The sequence below is a fragment of the Fodinibius roseus genome, assembly GCF_900129315.1.
Taxonomy (GTDB): Bacteria; Bacteroidota; Rhodothermia; order Balneolales; family Balneolaceae; genus Fodinibius; species Fodinibius roseus.
The window spans coordinates 140,443-167,030 of record NZ_FQUS01000011.1 but is presented as its reverse complement, the minus strand read 5'-3'; the positions used below and the strand labels follow the sequence as shown (position 1 = coordinate 167,030).

Genomic DNA, 26,588 nt, shown 5'->3' with positions numbered 1-26,588 from the left:
TATTGCAGAAAGATGAAGAATGCTATTGACAAATACCTCCGCTATTTAAACGTCGAGCGTAACGCCTCCCCGCACACCATTACCTCGTATCGAAATGACCTGGAACAATTTTTGACTTTCTGCCGGGCTCATTTTGAACGGGAGGCTCCCGATATCAACCGCATTGAGCGCATAACGATACGGCTTTGGCTGGGGGAACTCTCTGAGCGGGGACTGGCTAAAAGCTCTATCGCACGAAAAGTGGCAACTGTTCGCTCTTTTTTCAAGTATAGTTTTAAACGGGGACTTGTGGAACAGAATCCGGCCCACTTGCTCATTGTTCCTAAAAAGGACCAGCTCCTGCCCCAAACGGTCTCGGCGGCCGACATCGAACGGATGATGGAGCTGGCTCCCGGCGACACCCCGCGCTCTGCTCAAAACCGGGCGATACTCGAACTTCTGTATGGCACCGGTATTCGCCTCAGCGAACTGACAAGCCTGAATGAAGATGATATCAATCCCGGGCTCAGGCAGATAAAAGTGACAGGTAAAGGATCTAAACAGCGAATCGTTCCCATGGGCGCACGCGCGAAGGAAGCAATAGAGCGGCACCTCGATACCAGGCCGGAACTGTACGGCAAGAAGACCGATGCTGATGCGCGAAAAGCCGTTTTCCTTGCTGCGGGGGGACAACGAATCTACGGCCGGGCCGTGCAGCGGCTGGTCAAAGACTTCCTGCAGCGCACCAGCGAAGTAACCCAGAAAAGTCCCCATGTTCTCCGGCACAGTTTTGCAACCCACTTACTTGACAATGGTGCCGATATCCGTGTAATTAAAGAACTGTTAGGGCATGCTGATCTGTCAGCAACACAAGTATATACGCATACATCCGTTGAACGATTGAAAAATGTTTATGAATTAGCACATCCACGAGCTAAAACTCAAACTTAACGAGAGGATTCATTATGAAAACTACATTCACAGCACGCCATTTTGATCCATCATCAGAACTCCACACCTATGCTGAAGATGCCGTTCAGAAATTAGATCAGTTTTATGATCGCATTATCACCTGCGACATCATCTTACAGCCGGTAGCTGATGACGAGAATCCCCAGCAGGCTGAACTGAATGTAAAAGTACCCCAAAAATTATTAAATGCTAAAGAACAAGCTTCTTCTTATGAACAGGCCATTAATATGGTTATCGATAATATAGCGCGGCAACTGAAAAAATATAAAGATATTACCCTTCACCAGCGATAATACCCTGAGTTATGCCTTTCGGTCCACATGAATGTATTCCCAAAAAGGAAAAAATCAGCGTTGCGTATCTCGTAGAGCGACTGCGTGAACGTGTCCACATCGAGCTTAACACCCTTGTGGCCGAATGCGATAACGAACAGCGATACGTCACCGAGGCGGACCTTCACCGCCCCGGTTTGGCGTTAGCCGGCTTTGTCAAACTTTTCACCCACCAGCGTATACAGGTTATCGGCAATACTGAAAGCCGGTACCTGAAAAGCCTTACGAAAAAAGAGCAGAAAGCTTCTTTTGAGAACCTCGTGCAGTTTGATATCCCGGTGCTTTTTATCACAAACAGCAATGGGCTGCCGGATCACCTGCTTGCCATGGCAAAAGAGGCTGGTATCCCGGTCTTCGGTACGCCCTTCGAAAGCACCCGTTTTCTGCAGCTGCTCCGGGAATTCCTGGAGGATCAATTCGCTTTGCAAACGATCGTGCACGGCTCCATGGTGGATGTGTATGGCGTAGGCATCCTCATTGTCGGCAAATCGGGTATTGGCAAAAGCGAAGTAGCCCTCGACCTGGTTGAACGCGGCCACCGGCTGGTGTCCGATGATGCGGTGGTACTGACCAAGAAAAATAACGTGCTCATGACCTCCGCCACGGAGATGAACAAGCATTTTATGGAAATACGCGGACTCGGTATCATCGATATCATGTCGATGTTTGGCGTTCGCGCCATCCGCTATCAAAAACGGCTGGAGGTGGTGCTTGAGCTTTCCTTGTGGGACGAAGAGTCCCAGAATATTGAGCGCACGGGCTTAAACAGGGATACGACCTCTATCATGGATATTGACATCCCGTTTATCAACTTACCCATTACTCCCGGAAAAAATATCACCGTCATCGCGGAAGTCATTGCCATGAATTACCTGCTTCGTCATTACGGCTATGATGCCGCAGAAGCGTTCCAGGGAAAGGTTAAAAAACACATTGCGGAGAAGAAAAAAAGAACCAGCCCTCCCCGCAGCGCTATTGAATACTTCGAAGGGGACGTAGAGTAGGGGCTGAATCCATTTGGGTTTTACGCTTTTAATGACTATTATTACCCCATTTAAAATCATATAAGGTTTACACTTACTTTTTTCCCTCGGAAATTACGCCGGTACCAGCATATTTAACATGTTCTTAAAAAACTATTACTATTATGACGAGCAAAACTGCGAGTTTGTGCCCGTCAAGTACAACAAATTAGAGCGAATTATATATACCGCTTCCGTCTGGCTTTTATGCGGTGTGGTCTTAAGTGGAATCGGAATCTCTATTCTTTCCTTTTCAATCGGAACGCCTGCCGAAATTGCCCTCAAGGCGGAAAACGAGGCCCTTAAGGAACAGCTGAAAATTACCCAACAGAGCATTTCCAATCTTGACCGGCAGGTAGACCAGCTTGCTGAAGTTGATAACGAAATGTACCGGTCCCTTTTAGGGATGGAAAGCATCTCACTGGATGAGCGAAAAGGAGGTGCCGGTGGTGCTGATGTCTACAGTGAGTTTGATATTCATAGTGAAGAAACGGCAGACATATTAAAAGAGACCGCTCAAAACCTGGAAGGCCTGGAACGAAGCATCAATATCCAGCAGTCGAGTTTCGATGACATTAAATCGACCTACAATGAAAATCAGGAAAAAATGGTCCATGTTCCGGCTATCAAGCCGACAGAGAGTGATATCGTCAGTGGCTTCGGAAAGCGATATCATCCTATCCTGAAGTACCGGCGCCAGCACGACGGAATTGATTTTAATTCCAATGTCGGAAGCAAGGTTTTTGCCACCGGCGACGGGGTCGTCAAGCACGCTTCGCGCAAAGGTACTTACGGGCGTCTGCTCATTATCGACCACGGCTTCGGTTATGAAACCTACTATGGTCACCTCTCCTCTTTTGCCAAGGACATTGGTCCCGGTACGAGAGTCAAACGCGGAGAGCTGGTTGCTTATACCGGAAACACGGGATTGTCATCGGGCCCCCACCTTCATTACGAAGTACACCAGGATGGCGAGCCTGTCGATCCCCTTCATTTCCTTTTTGTTGATGTGTCACCGGAAGAATATGCTGTGTACAAGGAAAAGGCCGAAACCAGCGAACGCTCGATGGATTAGGGCCGTTTCAGAGGCTGCCATTTTCCAAACGCCTCTTATCCGTGCAGATCTGCGGGCCAACCTTTAGCTTCCAAACTTTCTACTTTTTACATCTCCATTTTCAGAATTCCTGTCCCCTCCACCGCTCCTCTATTTTATCAACAGCGCGGACCGACTTCCGGATCCAATCCAGTTGCAAATCAATCTTCTCCCCTTCACTGAGCATCCATCCGCTTCCCTCTTTGCGCAAACGGGTGGACAACTCATACAGGCATAGCGCCGCACTCACGGATATATTGAAGCTTTCGCTGAAGCCCACCATCGGAATCCGGGCATAACCGTCCGCCCCTTCGAGAGCAAAATCGGATAGTCCCGTTAACTCGGACCCGAATACCAGGGCTGTCTTTTGATTCAGCGGAACTTCATCGATCGTCACATCATCCTCATGGGGCGTGGTGGCAATGAGCCGGTATCCCTCTTCCCGCAGCTGCCGGTAGCACTGCCGGGTGTTTTCTGCTCCTCCCCCCTTACTGTTGTACTTGTGCAGTGAAAGCCACTGGTCGGAGCCTATCGTCACACCTTTAGCGGGACTAAACTTGTTTTCGTTCTCAACAATGTGCACATCCTGTATTCCGAAACAGTCACAGCTTCGCAAGACGGCGCTGGCATTATGCGGCTGATAGAGATCTTCCAGCACGACGGACAAAAATCGGGTACGCTGGCAGAGGACTTCATTAATGCGCTCCCAGCGATCTTCGGTGATGAATTGTAGCAGATGATCTATTAATGCTTCTTTTAACGCTCGATCCATAAATTTTTTATCTGATGTGTATTTAATCTGAGATATATGTTATAATACTTTTTGTTATGTCATTTATCCATTAAAAAAAGAGGTTTATATGCTCGTCAGAGATATCTTAAAGAACAAGGGATATGAGGTCTACAGTATCTCCGCAGATCAAACCGTGTTTGAAGCCATTGAAAAAATGGATGAACTCGATATTGGCGCGCTGGTCGTCATGGACGGAGACCAGCTGCTGGGTATTCTGAGTGAACGTGACTACCGCAGTAAAGTTATTTTAAAAGGGCGGACTTCCAAAGAGACGAAAGTCAGTACTATTATGACCGGCAACGTCTATAATGTCAGTCCCCGGGATACCGTGGAGTCCTGCATGTCCGTCATGACCGACAAGAAAATTCGTCATCTCCCGGTTATGGAAGATGACGCTGTCGTCGGCGTCATCTCTATCGGTGACTTGGTAAAAGCCATCATCTCCAAGCAAAAAGGAGAAATCTCCAACCTCCGGCAGTATATACAGGGCGGACAATATCCGGCCTGAATGCTCCTTCGCATCGATCCACTTTCAGTATCGTTTCAGATGGCTGGTCCGGGAGACAAAACCGGGCGTCAGATTCCGAAACCAAGAGCTTCGTACATAGGTGCTTCTCGGACTCAGAGCGCGCGGGGAGAGTCAGACTTTGAAGTCTTTTGAGGCGATTAGCGGCTTGTTTAACGATGAAGAGCTCGGATTCCAGCCAAATTCTACGGGCACACAGCAGATTTTGCCAAGTCTGAGAGGCTCTTGGTACCCAGGATATGAAGCCTTTGAAAACCAGGAATTTTAATCAATATCTACCCCCGAGCGCATTCAAAACCACAGCATATAAAACACATATGTGAGGGGTTTGAAGGCGCGAACATGCAGATATTGGCCAAAAAAACGGTTTTGCAATGGCTTCGACAAAATAAATAAGGCAGCCTGAAACCAGGCTGCCTTATCAGGTCAGTCAGAACCCGTTTTGTTGTTAGAGGTTCAATATATAGCTTACATAGGGTGCCAGCCCTCTGTCTGGTGGACCGACCTTATTTCAGGTCGAAACGGTCCAGCTGCATAACTTTGGTCCAGGCAGCAATGAAATCATGTACGAACTTCTCTTTGCTATCCTTAGCCGCATAGGTTTCAGCAAGAGCACGCAGCTCAGAATTTGATCCAAAGACCAAGTCTGCCCGTGTGCCGGTCCACTTCACTTCCCCGGTTTCTCGATCGCGAATTTCGAACAGTTCCCTGTCCTCAGAAACAGGCTTCCACTCCAGACCCATGTCAAGCAGATTGACAAAGAAGTCGTTGGTCAATGTCTCCGGGCGATCGGTAAAGACCCCATGATCAGATTCATCGTAGTTGGTGTCGAGCACGCGCATACCGCCAAGCAACACCGTCATTTCAGGTGGCGTAAGCGATAGCAATTGCGCCTTGTCAACCAGCAGCTCCTCAACCGTGGCATTGCGCTGGGTATCGTAGTAGTTACGGAACCCGTCCGCATCCGGCCTCAGCCATTCAAACGACTCCACATCGGTTTGCTCTTCTGTGGCATCGGAACGTCCCGGTGTGAACGGTACCGTAATATCATGACCGCCTTTTTTAGCCGCTTGTTCAATGGCTGCGGCTCCACCCAGCACAATTAAATCTGCCAGGGAAACCTTCTTGTTGTCAGGTTGCGCATCGTTGAATGCTTTTTGGATAACTTCCAGCGTCTCAAGCACTTTGGATAGCTGCTCCGGATTGTTCACCTCCCAATCCTTTTGTGGAGCCAGGCGTACACGCGCGCCGTTTGCCCCACCTCGCTTGTCGGAATCGCGATAAGTGGAGGCCGAAGCCCAGGCCGTTGATACGAGCTCGGATATGGTCAGATCGGTATTGAGGATCTTATCTTTGAGTTCTTCTATATCCTTATCGTCAATCAGCTCGTGATCAACTTCCGGAATCGGATCCTGCCAGAGCAGATCTTCCTCTGGAACTTCCGGTCCGAGGTAGCGCGACTTGGGCCCCATATCACGGTGCACGAGTTTAAACCAGGCGCGGGCAAAAGCCTCGGCAAATTCATCCGGATTTTCATAGAAATGCCGTGAAATTTTCTCATATTCAGGATCAACTTTTAACGCGAGATCCGTAGTGAGCATCATGGGAGCGTTCTTTTTGTCCGGATCGTGTGCGTCGGGCACCATCGTTTGAGCAGCCTCATCCTTCGGCGTCCACTGATATTTTCCGGCGGGACTTTTGGTGAGTTCCCATTCATATTCGAACAGGTTTTCAAAAAAGCCCATGTCCCATTTAACAGGGTTGCCAGTCCATGCGCCCTCCAAACCACTGGTGATCGTATCGGGACCTTTACCGGTGCCATAATTATTTTTCCAGCCTAATCCCTGTTCTTCAATTGGAGCTGCCTCGGGATCGGGTCCATTGTGGTCTTCGGGAGCCGCGCCGTGGACTTTCCCGAAGGTATGTCCGCCGGCAATAAGTGCCACCGTTTCATAATCGTCCATTGCCATGCGTTTAAACGACTGCCGAATAAACTCCGCAGCTTTTGCCGGATCGGGTTCCCCGTTTGGGCCTTCCGGATTGACATAGATCAGTCCCATATGGTCGGCAGCAAGGCGTCCTTCGAGATTGCCATCCTCATCGTGGCGTTCATCGGCCAGCCATTCCTGTTCAGGTCCCCAGTTAACATCTTTTTCAGGTTCCCAGACATCCTCACGTCCCCCGCCGAAACCAAAGGTTTCAAAGCCCATAGATTCCAACGCAACATTTCCTGTCAGAATCAGCAGGTCGGCCCAGGAAAGCTTCCGGCCATACTTTTGTTTGATCGGCCATAGCAGTCGTCGCGCCTTGTCGAGGCTCACATTGTCAGGCCAGCTGTTCACTGGAGCAAAACGCTGGTTGCCGGTACTTGCCCCTCCGCGGCCATCGGCCACGCGGTACGTACCCGCGCTGTGCCAGGCCATCCGGATGAAGAGTCCCCCGTAATGGCCCCAGTCAGCCGGCCACCAGTCCTGGGAATCGGTCATCAGATCGTTGAGATCCTGCTTTACGGCATCGAGATCCAGCTTCTCAAAGGCTTCGGCATAGTCGTATTCCTCATCCATGGGATTGGATTTGGGACTATGCTGGCGAAGAATATCGAGATCCAGCTTATTCGGCCACCAGTCCCGATTTTTGGTACCGCCCCCTGCAACTTGCCTGGAAGCGCCATTATGAAACGGACACTTACTTTCGCTGCTCTCGTTGTTACCTTGGGTACTTGAAGTCTGAGGTTCGTTGTTATCCATGCGATCATTGGTTTATTACTTTTATTTGAGAAGTATAAACTAACTAAATCATTTGATCTTCTCTGATAGAAAAATACTATTACCGGTATTAGACTCAGTTATGAGATCTGCATGCAAATGCTGTTATAAAGAGAGAGCTTGAAAAACCAGGGAATTTGGTCGTGGTTAAGACCCCAGGAAGGTTGCCCCCGCAGCAAATAGCTCACACCTAAGAATTTCAACCGACCGATAACGCCGGCATGGGACAAAAGAACGGTTTTACAAAGGCTTCCCTGAATAAAAAAGTACTTAAGAAAAAACCCACTTGCCCGATAACAACTAACAATAACTTGCAGGTGGACAGTCGGCTCTGAATAAGCCGGCCGGGGGTTGAAATATCCCAAGATCATTATTCCCCCTGTGAAATTATTAGATATAACTATGTTATGCACAGGCAAGGAACAATAATCCGCAGCATTATCTGAGTATGAATGTGTGGACAAATGGATTTGAAAAGTTTACCTCTTCCTTCTTTTCCCTAAAGGGTTGCTTATACAGCTTTAAAACAGTAAGCTTCTTAAAATTAAATTAAACATGAAGTTTAAAAAAAAGGCGGTTAGTACTGGAGGATTTATACAAAGGTCTATCGCTTGTAAAGGGCCATTTGAGTAACTCAACCCGATGCTTACGCTAAACTAATAAATAGTCTTTAACTTCACTTCTATGACCGAATACCTGAAATCGATATTAAACGCGTTTTATGATCATCTTTTCGTATTCACTGCGGACGGAATAATTGAAGATTATACCGCTACGGATCGCGGGGAAGAGTTCATGCCTCCCGCAAAAGAGTTAGTAGAAAAACATCACCGGCAGGTGTTACCCTCGCAGGTAAGTCAAAAGATTGGACAAGCTTTTGACAGGTTAAAGGAGGGAGAAAAGCAGGTTACCTTCGAGTACGAGATTGAGATGGGAGAAAAAAACCGATGGTATAACGCCGTCCTATCAAAAATAAGCAATGGGGAGGGGGACAAATTCCTCCTGGCCGTGAAAGATACCACGGATCAGAAGAAGATGGAGAAAAAACTTGCCCTGAAGAATGAAAAACTCACGGAATTGAACAGGCAAAAAGACAAACTTTTTTCTGTCATTTCCCATGATCTCCGCAATGCCGTGGGAGGCGCGAAGGGCGTTTATTCTATTTTGTTACAAGACTATGACGAATTCTCCAAGGAAGATATCCTGGAATACCTGGAATTGCTAAACAAGAATACCCGGGAGACCCATGAGCTGTTGGAGGATCTGCTGGCCTGGTCAAGGGTTAAGCTGGGAGAGGTAACAACGGATATCCAAGAAGTACATCTTTCGAAGCTCACAGACGTTGTATTTGAGAAGGTACAGTCGGATGCCGGGGAGAAAGGAATCAGCCTGGAAAACCGGGTCCCCGACGCTATCCATGCAGATGCCGATGCCGGCATGGTAAAAAAGATCCTGAAAAATCTCATCGCCAATGGCATCAAATATTCCCATCCGGGAGGAACGGTTATGGTGAAGGCAGAGGAAACCGGCGACAGTGTAACCATATCGGTAGTGGATGAAGGAGTAGGCATTGACGAAAATGCGCAGGAGAAAGTTTTAGATAAAGACCACAATTATACGGCGTTCGGGACCAATGGGGAAAAAGGTCCCGGGATTGGCCTGGATATCTGTATTGATTTTGTTGAGAGGCACGGGGGCGGCATCCGGCTGGAAAGTGAGCCGGGCAAAGGGAGTACGTTCACCTTCACCCTGCCGGCCCAGCCATAAAGAAACCGTCCATTTATTTTTTGTTGGATCTCGTAACGGCCCAGATGGTCAATCCCAGAATAGCCGATGTCGCACCGAGCATCAAAGCAATATTTACATCTCGCTGGATGCGGTCGATTTTCTGGCGATAACTTGCGCCCACGCCCTTCCGGGCAATGATCCCTTCCAGTGCCTGAATTCGCTCTTCCAGTTCCTTGCGGGTTCTCTCTTTAATATCCATAGTTGCTCCTTTTTTAATAGTTCGTATTATTGTTCATTAAACGAATTTTTCTTTGTGTTATTTCCTTTTTTCTAACTACAAACAAGAAAAATGGAGTTCATCATGGTCATTCCCCTGTTTGCACAGGAGGACTCCTCTATTTTTGATTGTGGTTAACCAATTAAGTAAAAGGGTTGAGATCCTCTTTTCCATATTGCTTCACAATTAACTCTTTAAAACAGCGCTTACCCTGCTAATCAGAAAACAGGTTCATATCCCTATCCCTTAGAAATAGTAGCGGAGGCCGACCGCCCCGTTGCCCGCCAGTTCCACCTCAGGCGTTAGATCTACAATAGGCACTGCTTCAACAAACAGATCAAAAGGAATCGTTTGAAAGATAAGATTTAATCCAAGAGGAAACCGTGCGCCTGCCGTCGCCTCGTCCGCAAATATCACCCTCCCGCCAATACCGTAGTAAAAAGCAAGATCCTCGGTATTTCTGAACCAGGAGTGCCATAAAAAGTCGGAATGCATATGAAGGGCCTCCTCTCTCCCGGTAAGCGACCAGGCCGCCCCGATATCAAATGCCGTCCGGCTGCTGTTCCACGATTTGACGGAAACCCCCGTGGGCTCACCGATCATTATTCCTATTCCAAAATTACTCCGGTCATCACTGCCGGCTTGCCCTCTTGCCGGGGTAGATGCGCAATGAACCAGCAATCCCGTTATACTGATGAAAACAATTATTTTAAGTAATCTCATCTTCGACGATATTATGTGAATGTTTGAATATGAACGGCCATAAGCATATGTGGCGGCCGCATAAAACATTTATAAAAGGAACCCCGTTTCGCGTTTAATCATTCATACTCAGTTCTCTCCCAGGAGATTATGTTGACTTTCAGACAGTTTTGCAAAACTGTTTTTTTAAAATCACAAGCCCATAAAGGCCTTCTATAGGGGCCTGTCGGACTAAGCAAAATCTACTGTGTATCCGTCGGTTTTGGTCATATTTTGAGTTCTTTTCGTTAACCAGACCCGATATTCGCCTAAAAATACCCCAAAATGGGAATCAAATCGTCTGACTCCCCTGCGTCCTTTAAGTCCTCCCGACTCCTGTATAACACTGTCTTTCACCGGCCACGCTCTTGTGCCGAAGCCGGAGAGAATGACAATACCGGCATTATACCTTTGCGAAACAATTTTTCAGATGAGAGGTAACAGTTTTAAAGCAAGCATATGTTCTTATATTTATGATAAATCAACAGTTTCATCTAAAGTCGATGGATGATTTAAATAACCCCGTCATTCGTATATGCCGTCAGTTCACGCAAACGCTTCCGTTATGCCATACCTATCCATAGATATCAGCTCGTCTGTCCTATTGTCTTCCGCAGCATATCCTGTAATTGCTTAAAAAAACGTCATGCAGAATCTTCGGAATACCTTTATTGCGGGAGCGGCCAAATCCGGCACGACCGCTCTTTACTACCTGCTCAATCAACACCCGGAAGTCTGTATTCCGATCGTAAAGGAGCCGAATTTTTTCAGCAATATCGCCAACAGCTCCGACCCCGTAAAGCCCGGGAGCGGGCCGGGAGACGACAGCACAGTTTGGACCGACACGCTAAGCAGCTATCACAGTTTGTATAAGCCGGAACAGAAACACACCGTAAAGCTCGATGCTTCTGTTTCATACCTGTACAGCACGACAGCCTCCGCTCAGATCGCCCGCTATGACCCGCAAAGTACTATTATCATTGTTATCAGGAACCCGGTAGAGCGCGCTTTTTCCCATTACAAGCATTTGCTGCGCGATGGACGCGAAACCGTTTCCTTTTCGGAAGCCATAAGACGCGAGCAGGTGCGGATCCGGGAAGGGTGGGAGTTTTCGTGGCACCTGACCGGCATGGGGCGATATCACGACCAAATCCAGCGCTATTTCGATTATTTTGAACCGGAGCAAATCCGTATTTTCCTGTTTGAAGATATCAAAGAAAATATTGCTGAAGTTATGCATGAGATCACCGATTTTATGGGGCTGGAGACATATGATTATAATTTTGAACAGCAGGAACGTAATGCTTCGGGGGTAGCCCGGAGCTGGATACTCTCAAGAGCTGTGAACTGGATTCTCGGCTACAAGGCCACTATAAACAAAGTTATTCCTCCTGTCATCACCCACCGGGCCCTGCAGCTGTTCCGGTCAGTCAATATCCGAAAAAGCGACCTGGACATCTCCCCAAAGCTCCGCGCGGAACTCTACGGCCTGTTCGAGGCCGACATTCACGAAACGGAACAGCTGATCGGCCGTAACCTCGACGCATGGAGACCTGAATAATTTCAATATGTACCCAATTATTTACAGATAGATGGCAAACACAGTGTATATTAACGGACATTTCCTGCGGCAACAGATCACGGGCGTACAGCGATACGGACGGGAGGTTATCAGGGGCTTTGACCGCGGGGGGTATCCCTATGAAGTTCTAAAACCGCAGGGGATGGTTACTTCGGGCAGAATAGGAGGCAATTTATGGCAGCAACTGGTGCTACCCGCCCGGAAGGACCGGGATGATCTGCTCTGGTCCCCGGCCAACAGCGGACCCGTTTTTGCCCGTAATCATATCATAACACTTCATGACATTGCTGTTTTCCCGCACCCGGAGTGGTTTTCCTCTTCTTATTCCCTGTGGAAAAGAACGCTTATTCCGCAGGTTGCAAAGCGGGCGAAAGGCATCCTCACCGTTTCGGAATTCTCCAAAAATGTCATCTGCACCCACCTGGATATCCCCCCGGATAAAGTTAAAGCCGTATACAACGGGGTGGATACCAGTCGTTTCAAGCCCGCCGCAGCTTCTACCATTCAGGACATCCGCCTTAAATACGACCTCAACACGCCTTACCTGCTTACCCTCGGTTCACTCGATCCCAGAAAAAATCTTAAGCGAACGATAGAAGCCTGGAAACGCTGCAGAGAACAGGAGAAAATGAGGGAATTCGTATTAGCCATTGCCGGCGGAAGCAACGCCAACTTCAGCAGCCTTGAACTCAATCTGTCCGGTGACGCCACCCGGATGTTGGGTTATGTGGATGATAAGGACCTGCCGGCACTCTATTCCGGAGCCGCCGGCTTTTTGCTTCCATCCCTGTTTGAGGGATTCGGGCTGCCCGTTATTGAAGCTATGGCCTGCGGCACTCCGGTCATAACATCGAACACCACGGCTCTCGATGAAATATCGGGCGATGCGGCATTGAAGGTCACTCCTACTGACATAAATTCCATCAAAGAAGCTATCCTGGAGCTATTGGATTCCCCGCACCTGCAAACCAAGCTTACAGAGCTCGGGTTGAAAAGAGCGCAGCGTTTTAGCTGGGACAGGGCAGCCCGAGAGATTTATCATTTTCTGACGATATGATACAGGGCGTTTAGTTTCCGCGTTTCCGCCTGCAAGCCCTGAGTCAGTCATGCTCACAGTTCCCTGTGATAGCAATCGAGCGCGATACGGGAGAGAGCTGTACTTTATTCCATGACCTCAAAAAGAATGATAGTCCTTCTCATTTTCTTTTGATCCTTCCTGTGAGGCGCCGGGGGACCCGCTTTGCTTCTGGCGTGGAAAAGTGATCGTAAACGTAGTGCCCGCTCCTTCTCCGTCACTTTTCACCGCTATTTTCCCACCCATTTCAGATATATAATTGGCGCTGCTGTGCAGACCGAATCCATGACCGCTCGTTTTGGTCGTAAAACCCTGGGTGAAAATCTTATTCAGATGCACTTTGCGAATGCCAACTCCATTATCGGAAATAGAAAGATATACATTCTCCGCATCCTGCCAGGTTTTAATGGTAATTTTCCTTTGCTCTCGCGGCACATCATCCAATGCTTCCCTCGCATTCTTGATCAGGTTTACAAGCACATGCACCAGCTTGGAATGTTGGGCGACAATCGGATCCACCGGTTCCAATTCCTTGTGAATGGTCAGCTCATAGCGGTCGATCGAGCCGGCCTGGAGGGCCAGCGCCTCATCAATCATCTCAGCGAAAGAGAGCTGGCCGGCATCCATTTGAGCCCCGGCATAACTCTGTTGAGCGGCAACAACATCATTAATAAGCTTGATCTTTTCATTCAGCCGTTCCGACTGTTTAAGCACTTTCCTCCTCTCTTCGTTGAGCGGCGCCTCTAATTTTAAGTAATAGTGCATTAATTCCTTTCCTTTTGGGTTGTTGGCAACAAACTCATCAATCCGGCCAATATGCTTGCGCAGAATAGTATTCGCCTGCGACAGCCTCTTTAACTTTGAATCTCGCAAGGTATCTTCGATCAGTGAAGCCGACGTATTGACGCTGTTCAGGATATTCCCCACATTATGCAAAATACCCGTGGCCAGATCCGCCATGCCGGCTTTATGGGCTTTTTTAACCAGTTCACCCCGGGTTTCTTTCAGCTCCTCGAGAAGTTCTTCCAAATGTTCGTTTTTACCGGCAAGTTCAGAATTTTTCTCATCCAGTTCCGACGTTCGTTTAGCTATAATTCGTCCCAGCCGCCGGTTCTGCGCTCTTATACTGCGTACCCTGTAGCGGTAACCTCCATAAATGACGGAGGCTAAAAACAGTATCGATACTATATAAAACCAGGTTGTTCGCCAAAAAGGCGGGGCTATGGCCAACGTAAGTGCAGAAGTCTCTTCGCCCCATATTCCATCGCTGTTGGCCGCTTTTATTTTGAATTCATATTCTCCCGGATCAAGGTTGGTGTACGTGGCAGACCTGGTATCTCCTACGTAGTGCCATTTACTATCGAAACCTTCCAGCTTATAGGCAAACTGCATCCCCTGCAACGGACTATATTCCAAAGCCGTATATTCGAACGTAATGACCGTCTGGTCGTGGGACAGCACCAGGCGATCGGTTTGACTGATATGTTTCTTCAGCGGAGAATCGCCGCCTATGGGTACCGGCTGGTTGAACAGCATAAAATCGGTAAGTACTATGGGAGCGACGCTCGTATTCAACGTAACGCTGTCCGGATGAAACAGGTTGAACCCCTTGACCCCTCCGAAATACATATATCCCTCTCGATCCTTGTAATAAGCCCCGGCATTGAACTCCCGGCTTTGCAAGCCGTTTTCCATACCAAAATTGATAAAATGTTCAGATTCGGGATCAAATTGAGAAATTCCGCCGTTGGTGCTTATCCATAAATTGCCATGATTATCCTCAAGGATTCCGTTGACTATATTACTCTGCAGGCCCTCTTTTTTTGAATAGGTCGTAACGTTGTGGGTTTCCCGGTCAAAAAGCTTTAACCCGCCCCCCCGCGTACCCAGCCAGAATCTATTCTCAGAGTCTTCGTGCATGCAGTGAATAACACTGCTGTACAAATCCCCGGTGTTTATGTCATAAAAAGTAAACTTTTCCCTTTCCTCTTCGTATTTCGTAAGACGTCCCCCATAAGAGCCAATCCACAGATTCCCCTTGCTGTCCTCATAAAAACTTCTGATGTCGTTGTTATCGATGCTTGTCGAGTCTTCGGAGTTTTCCATATACCGGATAAACTTTTCGGCCCCCGGTTCCAGCATGTTTACCCCCCCGCCGTTCGTTGCGATCCACAACCGGTCTTTTTGATCCGTGTAAAGCTGGTATACATTATCACTGCTCAGGCTGTGTTCATCATCCGGATCATGCTGATAATGCGTAAAGCGCTGATTCTCCACGTCAAACAGGCTGAGTCCCCCGTTGTAAGTTCCCAGCCAGATCTTGCCCTCCTCCCGATGGCTTTCCATACTCAGAATAACGTCCGAGGGAATGCTGTTGCGGTTATCGGGGTCATGTTTCAGACTCGAAAATTTCCCTGTCCGCCGGTCAAAAAAATTAAGCCCTCCCCCGTCGGTGCCCACCAAAAATTCACCCGTTGAAGTCTCCATGAAACTGCGTACGGAATTGTTGCTGAGGCTGGAAGCTGAATTCGGGTTATTTTGATAGTGTTCAATTTTTTTACTGCTCTTGTCAACAAAGTTTATTCCCCCCGTAAAAGTCCCAACCCACATGGTGTTATCCCTACTCTTGTAGAGGCTGTTGATCGCGTTATTATTGAGACTGCGCGGATCGGTTTTATCATACTTATAATTTCGAAATTCTTCGCTTGTCCGGTCAAATATACTTAATCCCTGGTTGCTCGTACCCACCCAAAGCCTGCCGTCGCTGCCTTCCTGTATTACATGGATAGCATTTTCTGCAATGCTGTTGGGCCTGTCCGCATCATGGGTATACCGGTAAAACCGGTCGCTTTCGTAGTCGTAAGAGTTTAACCCGCCGCCCAGAGTACCTACCCATAATGTTCCTGTACGGTCTTCATAGAGTGTGGTAATATGGTTGGCGCCAATACTGTGGGGATCCCCGGAATCGTGCAGATACCGTTTAAACTTTCCTGTTTCCCGGTCCAGGATATTCAATCCCTCTTCCGTTCCTATCCACAAATTCTCCCGGCTATCCTCAAAGACAGCCGTAATGTTGTTCGAACTAATGCTCTGCGGATCATCGTTCCGGTTAATATAATGAGTAACTTTAGTCAGATAATCCTCATTTATCTCTCCCTCTCTTTTCATGAGGTTCAATCCCCAGCTTGTCCCAACCCAGAAATTCTCCCTGCTGTCCTCATACACCGCCCATATCGAATTATCACTCAGGGTTTCTTGCGATCTATTGATATCTCCCGTGAAACGGATGAAACGATCACGCTCCCGGTCATAGAGATTTAGCCCTCTCCCCAACGTACCCACCCATACATTTCCCCTGCTATCTTCATAAAGAGTCCGGACCTCGTTCAAGCTGAGACTGTACGGGTCATCGGGATCATAGGAATAGACCGTAAATTCATAGCCGTTATATTTGTTTAATCCATCCTGGGTTGCAAACCACATGTATCCTTCGCTATCCTGAAGGATGCTGTATACCGAACTCTGAGAGAGACCGTCCTCCGGGGTCAAATGATGAAACTGCATGTCCATTGCCCCCTGTCCTTTTGTTTCTACAGTCACAGACAACGAAAGGAGTACCCACAGGAAGCAGGAAAATACTATTTTATGTGAATGTAATGTCTTCATTCAGTATTACCCTTGTGGACCATTTTCCGTTTGCCGAAGTGATCCGGACAGGGCCGAACGTTACCGGCACCCATCCGGGATTGCGAATAAGACCACCCCGGACCCCCTGGAGATTCGGCATGGGTTGTTATCCACGGCCTGCAGATATAGAAAAATATGCCTCCAAAAAAAAGAAAAAACCGGCGTGAACAGTTGCGAATACGTAAGGACTTCATTTGTTTATAAACCATGCTGGGGTTCAGTTTTCATGTTGAAAAGCCCTGAGCGTTTCACTTTGATTAAGTCTTTTCTTATAAGTAGTGGGAAATATCAAGGTAAAAGTGGCCCCCTCTTCTTCGCTTTCCACTTTTATTTGACCGCCCATGCTGCGCATATAGTTGGCACAGCTATGCAGCCCGAATCCATGGCCGCTTTTTTTTGTGGTAAACCCCTGGGTAAAGATTTTATCCATGTTTTCTTCTTTAATTCCGCCTCCGTTATCGGATACAGAAAGAAATACCTCATCCTGCTGCTGCCAGACTTTAATGGAAATCATCTTCTCCGGCGGCGCTTTCTTTATTATAGCCTCCTTGGCATTCTTGAATATATTAATCAGGATATGAATCAGCTGTGTACGATGAGCTATAATGGGATCCACGGAGTTTATTTCTTTCCTGACTGTCAGTTTATGACGTTCAATGGTAGCGGATTGAAGGCTTAATGCATCATCAATCATTTCTTCAAGCGACATCTGGTCAGCTTCCATGGCAGAACCGGCATAATTTTGCTGGGCTGTGATCACATCACTGATTAAATCGATTTTTTTGTTGAGACGCCTGGATTGATCCAGTATCTCTTTTTGCTCTTTTCTGAGAGGCTCCTCCAGTTTCAAGTAATAAGAGAGCAGTTTTTTCCCTTTAGGGGTTTCAAGAATAAACTCCTCGATCTGATCCATATGTTTTTCAAGAAGATTATTAGCCTCGTAAAGGTTGGCCAGTTTCGACTTCTTCGATGTTTCCCGGATCATCGAGACAGAAGTATTAACACTATTCAATATATTGCCCACATTGTGTAGCACGCCGGTTGCGATATCCGCCATTCCGGCCTTGTGGGCTTTCTCAACCAGCTGGGATCTCGTTTCCCTGAGCTCTTTCAGGGCTTCTTTCAAATGCTTGTTCTTCTCATACAATTCGGAGGTCCGGGACTCCACCTCCTGCTCGAGCTGTTCATTTTGCTGATGAATGCTTCTGAGTTTCCACCGGTAGCCCAGCACAACAGTTCCGCCTGCTAATAGTATGCCCAGCAGATAAAACCAGCTTGTCTGCCAGAAGGGGGGTGTGATCATCAGAGCCAGAGAGGTTCCCTCTTCATTCCAAACACCATCGTTGTTGGCCGCTTTAACCCTAAACGTGTATTCGCCGGGATCAAGATGAGTATAAGTAACGAAATTCCGGTTGCCGATATAGTTCCAGGTTTCATCAAATCCCTCTAATTTATAGGCATACTGGTTTTTTTCAGGAATTGTAAAGTTCAGTGCTGCAAATTCAAAAGATATCACGTTATCGGAATAGGAAAGGGTAAGCGTATCGGTATGGGTGATCGATTGCTCTAAAATATCTCTGTTCTCTCCCTTTTCCTCCCTGTTTCCATGAACAGGTACCGAAGTGTTAAAAAGTTGAAAATCCGTTATAACGACCGGCGGCACATTGGGATTCCCGGTAAGATCACCGGGAAAAAAAGTATTGAATCCATTGGTCCCACCCATATAAACTTTCCCGGCCGACGAAGTTAAGGCGGCGCCGGCATTAAACTCATTCCCCTGCAGGCCGTCTCTTTTGTCGAAAATGCTAAATGTTTCCGTCTCCGAATTCCACACTGCAAGCCCGCGCGTTGTCCCCAGGTAAACGGATGCTTCATGGTCCTCGGTTATAGCGTAAACAATATCATCGGGCAAGCCGTTTTTTCTGGAAAAATAGTGCAGGACGTTATGAGATTCGATATCAAGCACATTCGCTCCCATGGTCGTACCCACCCAAAGTCTCCCCTTCGAATCTTCGTGGATGTCCAATACCGAACTGTTCCCAAGGCTATGGGGATTCCCGGCCGTGTAGGCAAACTGCTTGAAATTGTCCCTTTCGGGCTGATACAGGTTCAGTCCCTGCCGGGTGCCGACCCAGATGTTACTCTTGCTGTCTATATAAATTTCAGTAACAAAAGAGGAGCTTATGCTTTTCGGGTCGTCAGAATCATGACGATAATGAGTGAATGTTTCTGTTTCAGGGTCCATCACATCGAGGCCCCGGCTCGTGGTGGCAATCCAAATACAGCCCGAAGAATCAATAGCCAGGCTCCATAACGAATTATAGCTGATGGTATTGGGATCATTGGCTTTGTGCAGGTAGCGATCCACGTCTCCGCTTTCTGGATTGAGCTTATTAACCCCCCGGCTCGTTGCCAGCCAAAGATCCCCCGATCGATCTTGCGCTATGTTAAAAATACGATTGCTGCTCAAGGAGTGGTCATCACCCGGCTCATTGAGGAAGTATTCAAACTTTCCTGTATCCCGGTTGAACCTGTTTAACCCTTCATCGGTACCTATCCAGATATTTTGACCATCATTATCCTGCAAGAAGTCCCAGATATTGTTACCGCTTAAACTGTTTCCGCTTTCCGGATCGTGAAAATAATATTGTATGTCTTTCTGATGGTAACTGAATTTATTGAGTCCGGCCGACCACGTACCGATCCACAGCGTGTTGTGCCTGTCCTCAAAGAGACTGTGTATTTGATTGGAACTGATGCTTTGATCATCCCTGGGATCAGCCTTAAACCGGGTAAACTCGTCTGTTTCCGGGTGATAGAGGTTCAAACCATCCCCGGTACCGACCCATACATTGGACTGGCTGTCCCGATACACAACATTAACCGTATTTTCACTTAAAGAGGCGGGATTATCAGCTTCATATTGGTAGAGCGTTGCCTTATTGCGTTCCGGGTTTATCCGGTACAGACCGTTATTCGTACCAACCCATAAATAACCGGCCTCACCGTCATGAATAGTGGTGATCTTCTTATTGTTCAAACCCGTTATCTGGCTGTGCGCCAGCTGTCCCTCCCGGTCCAGGTAATAAAGGCCTTCTCCGAACGTGCCTGCCCACAATCGGCCGGTTGAATCCCGGTATACCTCCTGAAAATTATTTTCTCCATCTACCACGGCCAGGCGGACAAAGCCCCCTTCATCCTTGTCTACAAGCTTATTTAGTCCATTTTTGGTCGCAACCCAGACCGTACCATCCGTATCACAGTGAGTGGCATGAATAACATTAGCGCTGACGCTTCCCGGTCGATCCTCTGCGAAATAGCGTTTGAACCGCTCTTCCCCTATGTTAAAAAAAGAAAGCCCGTTTCCCGTCGCAATCCAGAGATTCCCCTCCGTATCTTTGCACATGTCGGCAATATGCTTATCACTCAAACTATTATTGTCGACTAAATCCCGCCGGTAAACCGTCATTTCATGTCCGTCATAACGATTTAATCCCCCCGTAGTCCCGAACCACATAAATCCCTCATCGTCCTGGATAATTGAAGGCACCGAAGATTGGGAAAGTCCCTCATCAAGTCCCAGGTGCTTAAACTGGAACGAATGCTCCTGAGAATAACCCTGGGATATACACAGGAAAAAGAGGAAAGCGGCCGTGAAGCCTAAAACTTTAATCAATCGTTTATGAATAATCGTAATACTCAAAAAAAAGAAGTCCGCCAGGAACTCTAAAAAAGAGCGGATGGATGTCATTTTCATAATTCCAACGCAAATCAAATTTAATCGATCTTAAAAGTTGTAGTTCGTACGTGCCGCTTCTTTCAATGCCCTGATCAAGTCTTCTTTATCAACCGGTTTGGAAACATAATCATCCATTCCTGCCTCAAGGCATAACTCCCGGTCCTTTTCCAGGGCGGAGGCGGTCAATGCAATAATGGGAATATGCTTCCCGCTTACCTCCTCGGCTTCCCGGATGATCGAAGTCGCTTCATACCCGTCCATTTCAGGCATTTGTATATCCATGAGTACAAACGCATAGTCGTTTTCCTCCACCGCTTTTACGGCATCCGTCCCCTTTTCAACAATATCAACTTCAAACCCTTCTCTCTCGAGAATCTTTCTGGCCACCATTTGATTGATCTTGTTATCCTCTGCCACCAAAATTCTGTGCTTTCGCATGCGAGGTTTCGTATTCTCAGCAGCATCCCGGTTCCCGCTGTCTTTCTCGCTCCCGTTGCCTTCATAATTTTTCAGGGGTAAATTAACCCAGAAGGTTGACCCTTCGCCTACTTCACTTTCCACCCCTACATCTCCATTCATGAGCTTTGCCAACTGCCGGCATATGGCCAACCCGAGACCGGTTCCCCCGTATTCCCGGGTGGTGGTGGAATCAGCCTGCGCAAACGATTTAAAAATTCCGGACTGTTTTTCTTCCGGTATCCCCATTCCCGTATCCGTGACAGAAAATTGAATCAGATGATCCTCATTGTCAGACTCAAGCTCTGAAACTTCAAATGTAACCTCTCCCTTTTCCGTAAACTTAATAGCATTACTCCCGTAGTTCACGAGAATCTGCCGTATCCTCGTCGGATCGCCGATTAGCGATTCGGTGACCTCATCATCAATCGTGTAACTGATCTCGATATTATCACGTTCTGATGAAAACGAGAGTATATGGACGACTTCCTCCATAATATCCTTTATTTCAAAGGGTACTTCCTCGATTTCGAGTTTGCCGGCTTCCATTTTGGAAAAATCCAGAATGTCATTTATGACCCGCAACAGTGATTTGGCGCTTGTTTTAACCATCCGGGACAATTCGCGCTGCTCACTGTTCAACTCCGTTTCCAGCAGCAGGTCGTTCATTCCGATAACGCCATTCATGGGCGTTCGAATTTCATGACTCATATTCGCCAGGAAAGCACTTTTGGCTTCGGAAGCTTCCACGGCCTTATCCTTCATCTTCTTGTACTCTTTAAGCAGCTTGTTAAGCTCTTTTGTTCGCTCCTGCACTTCTTCTTCAAGTTTTTCAGTATACGCAATGGATTCCTGCTGGAGCTTCCACTTCGTAATAAGCGACAGGGCGGTCTGCTTCAGGGCTGTAGCATCGAAAGGCTTTTTCATAAACAGCAATTTATCCGTACTGCCCAGGTTGCGAACAATCTCATCCCAGGAATAATCGGAATAAGCAGTACAGATAACCATCTCCGTATAAGGGTGATCTTTCCAGATCTCTTTGATCGTCTGGATACCATCGATACCGGGCGGCATGCGGACATCCATAAAAACCAGCGGGTACGGCTCGCCGCTCTCATCCGCCTCTTTGACCATCTCAATGGCTTCTTCTCCCTGATAAGCGTGGTCAATCTCATAACTTATGTCCGCGACCACCTCTCCGCCGCCGGATGACGAAGTGCCAAAAAGCTCATTGGTCATTTCCTGTAATTCAGCATCAGCATCACTCCTGCTCTTAACAAGTATTGATTCAATATCTTCATGGATGGCTTCATTATCATCCACTAATAAAATCTTTTGTTTGTATTCCATAGCTGAACGTATGATTTATGCTTAACCCGGCCCCGGCATTACAGGAGTCCTTGCCCCGGCCTCTTCTGTTGTTATCGGTTATGATTGAGAAAACTTTAAAAAAGAAACTTTCCTAAAAATAGAACCACTATTAAGAATAGTGTGAAATGATATAACTACAATATTATTACAATAAATATACAAAAAATATTACAAGGCTATATACTTTTGCATGACATTCAGTCCTTCGGGAATGATATTCCAGGGCTCAATCATTTGCCTGCCCGGGGGAGTTCCCGGGTGGCATGGAGTCTTCAAAGCCCGTTTTTCTTTCCTTTTGTCCCGCTGGTGGAAACGTCAGGATAAAAGTCGCCCCCTTGCCTTTACCCTCGCTTTCCGCCCGGATGCCGCCCTCCATTTCCGACATATAGTTGGCACAGGTGTGCAGCCCGTACCCATGCCCCTTTTCCCTGGTCGTAAACCCGTGGGCAAAGATCTTCTTCAGGTGTTCCTCCCTGATTCCCTCCCCGTTGTCGGAGACCGACAGGCACACCTCCTCCCCCTCCCCGTAGGTGCGTATCCGGATCCGCTTCTGCCCGGCATCCATCCCCGACATCGCATCCTTCGCGTTCTGCAGCAGGTTGATCAGGATATGGACCAGCTTGCTCTTCTGGGCCACCACCTTCGCGGTATCGGCGAAGTCTTTGACGATCTCCAGGCTGTCGCGCTCGATCGTGCCCGACTGCAGCATCAGCGTATCTTCGACCACCTCCTCCAGCTGAAACTCCTCTTTGATGCGGACCACCCGCGCCACATCCTGCTGGGCATCGATCACCTCGGTCATCAGCTGCACCTTCTCAGTCAGCCGCTCGCTGTGAGCTTTCAGCTGCTCGCGCTCCTCTCCCAGGGGATCTTCCAGCTTCAGGTAGTAGTTCAGCAGCTGCAGGCCCCGCGGGTCCTCCAGCAGAAAGGCTTCCAGGTCGTCCCTGTGCTCAGCCAGCAGCTCGTTGGCCTGCCTGAACTGCGGGAATTTGGAGCGGGACAGGGTCTCTTTGATCTGGGTGGCGGAGATGTTCACGCTGTTCAATACATTGCCGATATTGTGCAGAACCCCCGTCGCCAGGTCCGCCATCCCCGCCTTGTGGGCCTTCTCCACCAGCTCTTCCCTCGCCGATTTCAGCTCCGCTATCGTTTCGTTCAACGCATTATTCTTTTCCCCGAGGTTATTGCTAAGCTTTTTAATACGAATATTCTGTTCATAAAACGTTCCGCCAAGGTTAATCATATAAAGTAACAGCAATATCATGGAGGTAGCTTCTATATAAAAAGGAGCGTCGGGTTCCAATGTAACCCCCGTCATGCCGATCCCTAATATAATTCCCATGATAAATGGCAGCTGGGCCTTCAATATCTGGCGAAAACCGCCGATAATGCCGTGCGTGATAATGTTTGCCAACAAGAACGAAAAGGAACCCCACAGGAAAAAGTTGATATAGGGTATCCATAATCCCATGATGAAGGAGTCAATCATCATCGCTCCAATCTCAATTTTTTTTGTTCCCGGCACCACCTTTGAAGCTAACAGCACAAGCTGGGGATGAATCAAAAAGAAATATATCATGAACGGGAAATACCAGGCAGACCATCCCCGCTCCAGGACCAGCAATGCCACGACAATAAACGCAGCCGTATTCCCCACCAGCCGGGGCACATAATTATTCCTGGCCAAAGGATGGGCCTCTCCCAGCTCGAACCCCTTGTCTTTTAACCATTTAACAATTTGATAGTATATCGACATGGTGCTACTCCCTTTTTTGACCCGCTGGTGAAAACGTCAGGATAAAAGTCGCCCCCTTGCCTTTACCCTCGCTTTCCGCCCGGATGCCGCCCTCCATTTCCGACATATAGTTGGCACAGGTGTGCAGCCCGTACCCATGCCCCTTTTCCCTGGTCGTAAACCCGTGGGCAAAGATCTTCTTCAGGTGTTCCTCCCTGATCCCCTCCCCGTTGTCGGAAACCGACAGGCACACCTCCTCCCCCTCCTCGTAGGTGCGTATCCGGATCCGCTTCTGCCCGGCATCCATCCCCGACATCGCATCCTTTGCGTTCTGCAGCAGGTTGATCAGGATATGAACCAGCTTGCTCTTCTGGGCCACCACCTTCGCGGTATCGGCGAAGTCTTTGACGATCTCCAGGCTGTCGCGCTCGATCGTGCCCGACTGCAGCATCAGCGTATCTTCGACCACCTCCTCCAGCTGAAACTCCTCTTTGATGCGGACCACCCGCGCCACATCCTGCTGGGCATCGATCACCTCGGTCATCAGCTGCACCTTCTCAGTCAGCCGCTCGCTGTGAGCTTTCAGCTGCTCGCGCTCCTCTCCCAGGGGATCTTCCAGCTTCAGGTAGTAGTTCAGCAGCTGCAGGCCCCGCGGGTCCTCCAGCAGAAAGGCTTCCAGGTCGTCCCTGTGCTCAGCCAGCAGCTCGTTGGCCTGCCTGAACTGCGGGAATTTGGAGCGGGACAGGGTCTCTTTGATCTGGGTGGCGGAGATGTTCACGCTGTTCAATATATTGCCGATATTGTGCAGAACCCCCGTCGCCAGGTCCGCCATCCCCGCCTTGTGGGCCTTCTCCACCAGCTCTTCCCTCGCCGATTTCAGCTCCGCTATCGTCTCGTTCAACGCATTATTTCTATGTTCCAACTTGCTGCGTATGTCTGTCAATTTCCGGGATTGAGTGAAAAATGAGGTGGCGGCATTGGCGATAAAAAAAACAAGGACGATCATCGCCATTATTTCTATATATAATGGTCCCTCCAGCTGCACCTCAAATCCCATCACAGCGCCGCCGAGCAGCAGGCCGAGGATAAAGAGTAACAATGCCTTAGCCATCTGCTTAAATCCGCCATTCATGGTATTTACCACCAGGGCGCCGGAAAATAAGGCAAATGATTCCCATAGAAAAAATTCCATAAAAACAATCCAGATGCCCAATACCAGGGATTCAATCATCATGGCCGTTATCTCCACCCTTTTTTCGCCCGGCATAGCTTTTGCCGCAAGGTACACAAGCTGGGGAAAACCCAGGAAAAAAATCGCTACCAGCGGTAAGTTCCAGTAGGACCATCCCCGTTCTATAATCAACAGGGAGATGACCAGGAATCCCCCCCCATAACCCACCACCCGGGGCAGGTAATTCGCACGGGTCAGGCGGTGTGCTGTGCCTAATTGTGTTCCATCAGGATGTAATGCCATATCTAGCGGATCATTTTTTTTCTACAACTGTATAACAGAAGATATTCGCGTTCCGACCAGAAACTTTAAAAAAATGTACGTGTCTTTCTGAGCACACAATGCAGAATTATACCTATAAATACAAGCACAAATCCAGTACTCCCCGCTGTTAATTATAAGAAGCCTTTTGCAAAACCGTTCTTTTGGCCGATGTCGGCGTTACCGGCCGGTTGAAATGTTCACATACGGGCGATATGCTGCGGGTGCAACTTCCCTGAGGCTCTGACCCTGAACAAAATTCCCGGTTTTTCGAAGAGTTCTATAATTCCGGAAATGTTATGAAAATCGGGAACGGAAAACCGATAAAAAATAGTTATCATTGCCTGTCATGATAACTAATTCAGAAAGAGGAAGTTTATTATACATGCCAACCATTTCGGTTCTGGTTTTTCCCTTATATTATAATAACTTATAACGACAGGAACCAAGGGATACCATCATCCTTTGAAAAATATTATACCGTTACACGTGATACGAAGAAATTTTAAAAGAACATTCACACCCGGAATCATTGCGGTATGTCTCATGTTGATCGGGACCGCGGCGTGCAAGAGCACGGAAAACACCGCAACCAGCCCTTCGACGAGTGACCCAGACAATGGCCGGCCTGAGCTGGAAGCCCTGTATTGGGCCCGGGTAGACAGTTCGCGGATGAACTTCACCGAGGCCGATGTATCGTTTATGACCGGCATGATAGCCCATCATGCCCAGGCCCTCGTTATGTCGCGCCTTGCCCCCGAAAATAATGCGAGTGCGGAAATCCAGCGGTTGGCTGCCCGTATCATCAATGCTCAAAAAGATGAAATTTCTTCCATGCAGCGGTGGCTCCGTGACCGCGATCAGCCGGTGCCCGAGATAGAGATAGAGGGACTAAATCTTATGATTGAGATTGAGGGAGAACCCTATACCAGCTATAAAAAAATGCATGGGGTGCTTTCTCAGGAACAGATAGAAGAGCTTGCCAATGCCCGGGGTCCTGAGTTTAACCGGCTTTTCCTGGAATACATGATTGAACATCACTCGGGAGCCGTCCACATGGTTGAACATCTTTTTGCCACCGATGGAGCGGCACAGGATGAAGAGGCCTTCCGGCTTGCCTCCGATATTCAGGTAGATCAGAGAACCGAAATCGACCGTATGAACCTGATGCTGGAACAGTTAGCCGGGTCGGGTTAGCCCGTATTCCTCACAAAGATTTATGG

At 48.1% G+C, this 26,588-nt stretch carries 18 protein-coding genes; 9 read left to right on the top strand and 9 right to left on the bottom strand.

Features of this window, described 5'->3' with window-relative positions:
* Positions 1 to 12 precede the first annotated feature (12 nt).
* From BUB16_RS11800 to BUB16_RS11785, 4 genes are all read left to right on the top strand, one after another.
* Positions 13 to 930 (top strand): tyrosine recombinase XerC, encoded by a 918-nt coding sequence (locus tag BUB16_RS11800; protein WP_073064248.1) that lies wholly within the window; start codon positions 13 to 15, stop codon positions 928 to 930.
* A gap of 14 nt (positions 931 to 944) precedes the next feature.
* Positions 945 to 1,244 carry a ribosome hibernation-promoting factor, HPF/YfiA family gene (gene hpf / locus BUB16_RS11795; protein WP_073064245.1) on the top strand — a complete coding sequence of 100 codons (300 nt, stop codon included), beginning with the start codon at positions 945 to 947 and terminating at the stop codon, positions 1,242 to 1,244.
* A gap of 11 nt (positions 1,245 to 1,255) precedes the next feature.
* A complete protein-coding gene (hprK, locus tag BUB16_RS11790; protein ID WP_073064243.1) occupies positions 1,256 to 2,287 on the top strand; it encodes an HPr(Ser) kinase/phosphatase in 1,032 nt (343 codons plus the stop codon).
* Positions 2,288 to 2,405: 118 nt separating this feature from the next.
* Positions 2,406 to 3,380, top strand: coding sequence for a M23 family metallopeptidase (locus BUB16_RS11785; RefSeq protein WP_073064241.1), 975 nt, complete (start codon positions 2,406 to 2,408; stop codon positions 3,378 to 3,380).
* A gap of 100 nt (positions 3,381 to 3,480) precedes the next feature.
* Here BUB16_RS11785 and BUB16_RS11780 read toward each other — a convergent pair whose 3' ends face one another.
* The gene (locus tag BUB16_RS11780) at positions 3,481 to 4,170 is read right to left on the bottom strand and encodes a TrmH family RNA methyltransferase (RefSeq protein ID WP_073064238.1); all 690 of its coding nucleotides are present in this window, start codon (positions 4,168 to 4,170) and stop codon (positions 3,481 to 3,483) included.
* Positions 4,171 to 4,258: 88 nt separating this feature from the next.
* Between BUB16_RS11780 and BUB16_RS11775 the strand changes: the two genes are divergently transcribed.
* On the top strand, positions 4,259 to 4,699 hold the full coding sequence (locus tag BUB16_RS11775; RefSeq protein ID WP_073064234.1) for a CBS domain-containing protein: 441 nt from the start codon (positions 4,259 to 4,261) through the stop codon (positions 4,697 to 4,699).
* A 524-nt stretch (positions 4,700 to 5,223) separates the two neighbouring features.
* Here the strand turns inward: BUB16_RS11775 and katG are convergent.
* Positions 5,224 to 7,464, bottom strand: a complete 2,241-nt coding sequence (gene katG / locus BUB16_RS11765) for a catalase/peroxidase HPI (RefSeq protein WP_073064228.1) — start codon at positions 7,462 to 7,464, stop codon at positions 5,224 to 5,226.
* 702 nt (positions 7,465 to 8,166) lie between these two features.
* On the opposite strand from katG, the gene BUB16_RS11760 reads away from it, so the two are divergent.
* The gene (locus tag BUB16_RS11760) at positions 8,167 to 9,249 is read left to right on the top strand and encodes a PAS domain-containing sensor histidine kinase (protein WP_073064224.1); all 1,083 of its coding nucleotides are present in this window, start codon (positions 8,167 to 8,169) and stop codon (positions 9,247 to 9,249) included.
* A 13-nt stretch (positions 9,250 to 9,262) separates the two neighbouring features.
* On the opposite strand, the gene BUB16_RS11755 is transcribed toward BUB16_RS11760, so the two are convergent.
* On the bottom strand, positions 9,263 to 9,469 hold the full coding sequence (locus BUB16_RS11755) for a hypothetical protein (protein WP_073064221.1): 207 nt from the start codon (positions 9,467 to 9,469) through the stop codon (positions 9,263 to 9,265).
* Between the two features lie 264 nt (positions 9,470 to 9,733).
* A complete protein-coding gene (locus BUB16_RS11750; RefSeq protein ID WP_073064325.1) occupies positions 9,734 to 10,210 on the bottom strand; it encodes a hypothetical protein in 477 nt (158 codons plus the stop codon).
* Between the two features lie 664 nt (positions 10,211 to 10,874).
* On the opposite strand from BUB16_RS11750, the gene BUB16_RS11745 reads away from it, so the two are divergent.
* On the top strand, positions 10,875 to 11,789 hold the full coding sequence (locus BUB16_RS11745; RefSeq protein ID WP_073064218.1) for a sulfotransferase family protein: 915 nt from the start codon (positions 10,875 to 10,877) through the stop codon (positions 11,787 to 11,789).
* 31 nt (positions 11,790 to 11,820) lie between these two features.
* A complete protein-coding gene (locus BUB16_RS11740) occupies positions 11,821 to 12,867 on the top strand; it encodes a glycosyltransferase family 4 protein (protein ID WP_073064215.1) in 1,047 nt (348 codons plus the stop codon).
* A gap of 117 nt (positions 12,868 to 12,984) precedes the next feature.
* On the opposite strand, the gene BUB16_RS11735 is transcribed toward BUB16_RS11740, so the two are convergent.
* The 5 genes from BUB16_RS11735 to BUB16_RS11710 form a co-directional block, all read right to left on the bottom strand.
* Positions 12,985 to 16,551, bottom strand: coding sequence for a sensor histidine kinase (locus BUB16_RS11735; RefSeq protein ID WP_084088224.1), 3,567 nt, complete (start codon positions 16,549 to 16,551; stop codon positions 12,985 to 12,987).
* A gap of 238 nt (positions 16,552 to 16,789) precedes the next feature.
* Complete coding sequence (locus BUB16_RS11725) at positions 16,790 to 20,329, bottom strand: ligand-binding sensor domain-containing protein (protein WP_073064206.1); 3,540 nt, start codon at positions 20,327 to 20,329, stop codon at positions 16,790 to 16,792.
* Between the two features lie 30 nt (positions 20,330 to 20,359).
* Entirely contained in the window at positions 20,360 to 22,117 is a 1,758-nt protein-coding gene (locus tag BUB16_RS11720; protein WP_073064204.1) for a response regulator, read from the bottom strand.
* Positions 22,118 to 22,364: 247 nt separating this feature from the next.
* Positions 22,365 to 23,894, bottom strand: a complete 1,530-nt coding sequence (locus BUB16_RS11715) for an ATP-binding protein (RefSeq protein WP_073064201.1) — start codon at positions 23,892 to 23,894, stop codon at positions 22,365 to 22,367.
* A 4-nt stretch (positions 23,895 to 23,898) separates the two neighbouring features.
* Positions 23,899 to 25,347, bottom strand: coding sequence for an ATP-binding protein (locus BUB16_RS11710; RefSeq protein WP_073064197.1), 1,449 nt, complete (start codon positions 25,345 to 25,347; stop codon positions 23,899 to 23,901).
* Between the two features lie 564 nt (positions 25,348 to 25,911).
* On the opposite strand from BUB16_RS11710, the gene BUB16_RS11705 reads away from it, so the two are divergent.
* Positions 25,912 to 26,562 carry a DUF305 domain-containing protein gene (locus BUB16_RS11705; protein WP_084088223.1) on the top strand — a complete coding sequence of 217 codons (651 nt, stop codon included), beginning with the start codon at positions 25,912 to 25,914 and terminating at the stop codon, positions 26,560 to 26,562.
* Positions 26,563 to 26,588 lie beyond the last annotated feature (26 nt).